At 72.8% G+C, this 4,945-nt stretch carries 6 protein-coding genes; 3 read left to right on the top strand and 3 right to left on the bottom strand.

Features of this window, described 5'->3' with window-relative positions:
* On the top strand, nt 1-817 hold an 817-nt coding region (locus VED21_RS11070; protein WP_324882409.1), incomplete at its 5' end, for a methyl-accepting chemotaxis protein.
* Nucleotides 818-821: 4 nt separating this feature from the next.
* On the opposite strand, the gene VED21_RS11075 is transcribed toward VED21_RS11070, so the two are convergent.
* Nucleotides 822-1,457, bottom strand: coding sequence for a TetR/AcrR family transcriptional regulator (locus VED21_RS11075; RefSeq protein WP_324882410.1), 636 nt, complete (start codon nt 1,455-1,457; stop codon nt 822-824).
* Between the two features lie 142 nt (nt 1,458-1,599).
* On the opposite strand from VED21_RS11075, the gene VED21_RS11080 reads away from it, so the two are divergent.
* A complete protein-coding gene (locus VED21_RS11080; protein WP_324882411.1) occupies nt 1,600-2,064 on the top strand; it encodes a (2Fe-2S)-binding protein in 465 nt (154 codons plus the stop codon).
* A 5-nt stretch (nt 2,065-2,069) separates the two neighbouring features.
* A complete protein-coding gene (locus VED21_RS11085) occupies nt 2,070-4,289 on the top strand; it encodes a xanthine dehydrogenase family protein molybdopterin-binding subunit (protein WP_324882412.1) in 2,220 nt (739 codons plus the stop codon).
* On the opposite strand, the gene VED21_RS11090 is transcribed toward VED21_RS11085, so the two are convergent.
* Nucleotides 4,252-4,623 carry a hypothetical protein gene (locus VED21_RS11090; protein ID WP_324882413.1) on the bottom strand — a complete coding sequence of 124 codons (372 nt, stop codon included), beginning with the start codon at nt 4,621-4,623 and terminating at the stop codon, nt 4,252-4,254. The genes VED21_RS11085 and VED21_RS11090 overlap by 38 nt on opposite strands.
* 127 nt (nt 4,624-4,750) lie before the next feature.
* A partial coding sequence (locus tag VED21_RS11095) for a DMT family transporter (protein WP_324882414.1) occupies nt 4,751-4,945 on the bottom strand: 195 nt, incomplete at its 5' end.

The following is a 4,945-nucleotide window of genomic DNA, read 5'->3' on the forward strand; positions in this document are numbered from 1 at the left end:
CTTCGACCGCGACGTCACCGGCATGCTGACCAACGTGCACGTCTCCGCCGCGCGCATGCGCGAGGTGGCGCAGGGCATGTCGGAGTCGGCGGTGGAGGGCAGCCGGCGCGCCGTCACCGTCGCGGCCGCCGCCGAACAGGCGTCGGTCAACGTGCACACCGTCGCCTCGGCGTCGGAGGAGCTGTCCGCCACCATCGCCGACATCGCGCATCAGGTGGAGGATTCCCAGCGCATCGCCATGCAGGCGGTCGCGGAGGCCGAGCGCACGGACGCCACCGTCACCAGCCTTGTCGACACCGCCCAGCGCGTGGGCGAGGTGGTGCAGCTGATCAACGACATCGCCAGCCAGACCAACCTGCTGGCGCTGAACGCCACCATCGAGGCCGCCCGCGCCGGCGAGGCCGGCAAGGGCTTCGCCGTGGTGGCGAGCGAGGTCAAGAACCTCGCCGCCCAGACCGCCCGCGCCACCGAGGACATCAGCGAGCAGATCAACCGCATGCACGCCGTCAGCGACGAGGCGGCGGCGGCGATCCGCAGCATCGCCGAGGTGATCAAGCGGATGAACGCCATCGGCCTGACCGTGTCCGCGGGGATCGAGCAGCAGGGTGCCGCGACCGCCGAGATCGCCCGCAACGTCTCCCAGGCCGCCGAGGGGACGGGCGAGGTGACCACCTCCATCATCGCCGTGAAGGACGTGGCGCAGCGGACCGGCAAGGCGTCGGGCGAGGTGCTGGAGGCCTCCGGCAGCCTGTCCCGCCAGGCCGAACTTCTGGGCAGCAAGGTGGAGCGCTTCCTGGCCGACATCCGGCAGGCGTGAGCGCCTACACCCCCTCCTTCCCGTACAGCTTCAGGAACAGCGCCGTCGCGCGCTCCGCCCGCGCGGCGATCTCGTCGGCGTCCAGCGGCGCGATGGCTCCGGTCAGCATGCGCACCTGGGCATCGCCCACCAGCAGGCCGACGAAGCTCTCGAACGCGCGCGCCGGGTCCTCGGCCAGATCGTCAAAGGACAGGCGGCCGGCGTCGCGCTGCCCCTCCAGGTAGCGGATCATCAGGGCGCCGGTGCGCTGCCGGCCGTGCGCCGCCAGCGCCTGCCCGAAGGACGGGTCGCGCGGCGCCTCGGCGACGGCGGCGCGGTTGATGGCGATGGAATCCGCGCCGGACAGCAGCGTCAGCAGGTTCCGGCCGAAGCGCCGCAGAACCACGGCCGGTTCGCCGTCCAACTCCGCCAGCAGGGCGCGGTTCATGCCGTCGGCCTTGGCGCGGATGACCTCCTCGAACAGGCGCTGCTTGTTGCCGAACCAGGCGTACAGCGTCTCCTTCGACGCGCGCGCGCGCTTGGCGACGGCCAGCATGGTCGTCTTCTCGTACCCCTGCTCGCGCAGGATCTCCAGGGCGGCACCCAGGATCTCCAGGCGGCGCGGATCGATCTCCGGTTCGGTGTCCGGCGGACTGGTCATCACTCACCCCTTGCGCCGTACCGATTGGTACGGTAGCGTCATCCGTACCAAGCGGTACGGTTCGTGCACCATAGCCGGCCGCCGCGCGCCCGCCAATAGCCCGCCAATAGGATCATGCCAACGGGGTGAATGGAGGAAGTCCATGGAAACGGTGGAGTTCGTTGCCAACGGCGTGCCGCGGCGCCTGGAGGTGGACCCGGCGATGCCGCTGGCCTGGGTGCTGCGCGACCTGCTGGACCTGCAGGGCACGAAGGTCAGCTGCGGCGTCGGCGTGTGCGGCGCCTGCACCGTCCACGTGGATGGGGAGCCGACGCGCGCCTGCTCCACGCCCGTCGGGTCGGTGCGCGGACGCCACGTGCTGACCATCGAGGGGCTGTCGGCGGACGGCGACCACCCGCTGCAACGCGCGTGGCGAGCGGAGCAGGTTCCGCAGTGCGGCTTCTGCCAGTCCGGGCAGATCATGCAGGCGGCGGCCCTGCTCGCCCGCCCCGGCAGGCCCGACCGCGCCGCCATCGTCGAGCACATGGCCGACAACCTGTGCCGCTGCGGCACCTACGGCCGCATCGTCCGCGCCATCGAGCGCGCCGTAACCGAAGCGAAGGGGTGACGGCCATGGACCGCAAGAGCTTCTCCCGCCGCACCTTCCTGCTGGGCGCCGGTGCCGCCGGGGCCGGCGGTGCGGCGTTGGCCTTCACGGTGGGGCTGCCGGTGAAGACGCCCTTCGCGGCGATCCGCGGCGTCGTGCCCAACATCTGGGTCGCCGTCGGCACCGACGGCATCGTCACCATCGCCTGTCCCGCCGCCGAACTGGGCCAGGGCGCCGGCACGGCGCTGCCCATGGTGCTGGCGGAGGAACTGGACGCCGACTGGTCCAGGGTGCGCGTGGTGGCGCCGCCCTTCGACCATGCCTACGGCAACCCGAAGTTCTTCGACCGCTTCGTCACAGCCGACAGCCGCAGCACCGCCGGCTACTGGGAACCCCTGCGCGCGGCGGGCGCCGAGGCGCGCGCCGTGCTGCTGGAGACGGCGGCGCGGCACTGGGGCGTTCCGGCCGCCGAACTGGCCACCGAACCGGGCGCCGTGGTCGACACGCGCCGCAACCGCCGGATGGACTATGGCGCCGTGGCGGCACTCGACCCGGTGTCGCCGAAGGGGCCGGCGTCGCTGAAGGGGCCGGCGCCGCTCAAGCCGCGCGAGGCATGGCGGCTGATCGGCACCAGCCCGGAACGGCTCGACCTCGCCGACAAGGTCACGGGACGCGCCCGCTACGGTGTCGACGTGCGGATGGAGGGGCTGCGCATCGCCGCCGTCGCGCGCGGGCCGGTGCCGGGCAGCGCGCCGGTCACGGTGGACGACCGGGCGGCGCGCGCCGTTCCCGGCGTCGAGGCGGTGGTGGCGTTGCCTGACGGCGTGGCGGTCGTGGCGCGCGACACCTGGGCAGCGGAACAGGGGCGCGACGCCCTGTCGGTCACCTGGTCGGATGGCGGCACGGACGGCGGCAAGGCGGCCGGCTACGACAGCGATGCGGCACTGCGCGCCTTCGCGGCGGTGGCGCGCGATCCGGCCCGGCAGGGTTACGAGGCGCGGCGCACCGGCGACGTGGCGGCGGCCTTCGCCGGCGCCGCCCGGGTGCTGGAGGCGGAGTTCGCCAGCCACCACGTGGCCCACGCGGCGATGGAGCCGATGAACGCGACGGCGCGCGTGCACACGATGGGCCTGGGCGTCGACGTGGTGGCGCCGATGCAGGCGCGCAGCCTGGACATGCGGCTGGCGGCGCGGGCGGCGAAGACGGCGCCGTTCATGATCGACGTCACCGGCACGCTGGTGGGCGGCGCCTTCGGCCGGCGCGTGGACAACGACGCATCCCGCGACGCCGTGCTGATCGCCAAGGCCACCGGCCTGCCGGTCAAGGTCGTGCGCCGGCACGCCGACGACCTGACGCACGGGCAGTACCGGCCGTTGGCCGCGCAACGGTTGCGCGCGGCGCTGGACGCGCAGGGCCGCATCGTCGGCTGGAGCCACCGCATCGTCGCCGACTCCGTCATCGCCCGCCTGTTCCCCGACCGCTTCGAGGAGGAAAAGCACTTGGACCAGACGGTGATCGACGGGCAGGAGCACGCGTACGCCATCCCCAGCCAGCACCTGGACTACGTGCGCGAGGACACCGGCATCCCGGTGGGCTTTCTGCGCGGCGTCGGCGGCGGCTTCACCGTCTGGGCGATCGAATGCTTCCTGGACGAGATCGCCGCCGTCGCCGGGCACGACCCGCTGGAGTTCCGCCTGGGCATGCTGCCCGACGCGCCGGCCCGCCGGGTGCTGACGGAGGCGGCATCCATGGCCGGCTGGGGGAACCGCCCGCCGAACGCGCCGCTCGGCCTCGCCTACTGCCGCTTCCGTGGTGCGCACATCGCGCTGGTCGCCGAAGTGGATATGGGACGCACGGGGGACCTGCGGGTGCCGAAGGTGTGGGCGGCGGTGGACGCCGGCATCGCCGTGCATCCGGACGCGGTGCGCGCCCAGGTCGAGGGCGCCATCGTCATGGGCACCGGCATGGCGCTGCGCGAGGCGGTGGTGTTCCGCAACGGCGTGCCGCAGGTCGAGTCGCTGGCGGATTACCCGATTCTCGGCCCCCGCGACGTGCCGGACATCAGCGTGCGCCTGATCCCCTCGGACGCCGGCCAGCCCGCGGGTGTGGGGGAGATCGGCGTGCCGCCGACCGCGCCGGCCATTGGCAACGCGGTGTTCGCGGCGACCGGGCGCCGGCTGCGGCAGCTGCCCTTCGCGGGCGCCCTTGCTACGCCTCGGTCCGCTTGCGCCGGGAACGCATGTTGAGCGCGGTGAGGAAGCTGGTCGGCTGGTTGGGGCCCTGCGGCTTGCGCGGTGCCGTGCTGAGGAAGCCGCCGACGCGGCTGCGCAGTTCCACCGCGTCGCGGGCGGCGGTGTCGGCCTCCACCGCCACCTGCCGGCGCACCGACGGGTCCAGCGTGTTGAAGGCCTTGCTGGCGAATTCGAAGGCCGGCTGAGACTTGGTGGCGATGACCTGCCGCAGCGCCTTGGAGACCAGCACGGTGTCGAGCGCGCCGGGGCCGGACACGCCGTCGAGCACGTCGGCCAGGATGCCGATGGCCTGAAGGGTGCGATTGTCGTCGAGGGAGAACGTCTCCATAACACCCCTGCTCGCCTGGGCGGTTGCCGCCGCCGGCCCGGTCCCGGTGCCGCCGTCATCTTCGAACATTATGTATAACGGGCGGCACCGGCAAGCTAGGATTTGATCCGAATGTTCCTCTCACGCTCTAGTTTGCGCGATTGACCAGCGCCACGCCCGATACGGCGAGCGCCATGCCGGCCAACGCCACCAGCCCGAGCCGCTCGTCGAACAGGGCCCAGGCGGTCACCGCCGTGACCGGCGGCACCAGGTAGAACAGGCTGGCCACCCGCGCCGCCGCCCCGCGGCGGATCAGGATGTACAACAGGAAGATGGCGCCCAC

Origin of the sequence: Azospirillum sp., from assembly GCF_035627195.1 — a bacterium.
Classification (GTDB): Bacteria; Pseudomonadota; Alphaproteobacteria; order Azospirillales; family Azospirillaceae; genus Azospirillum.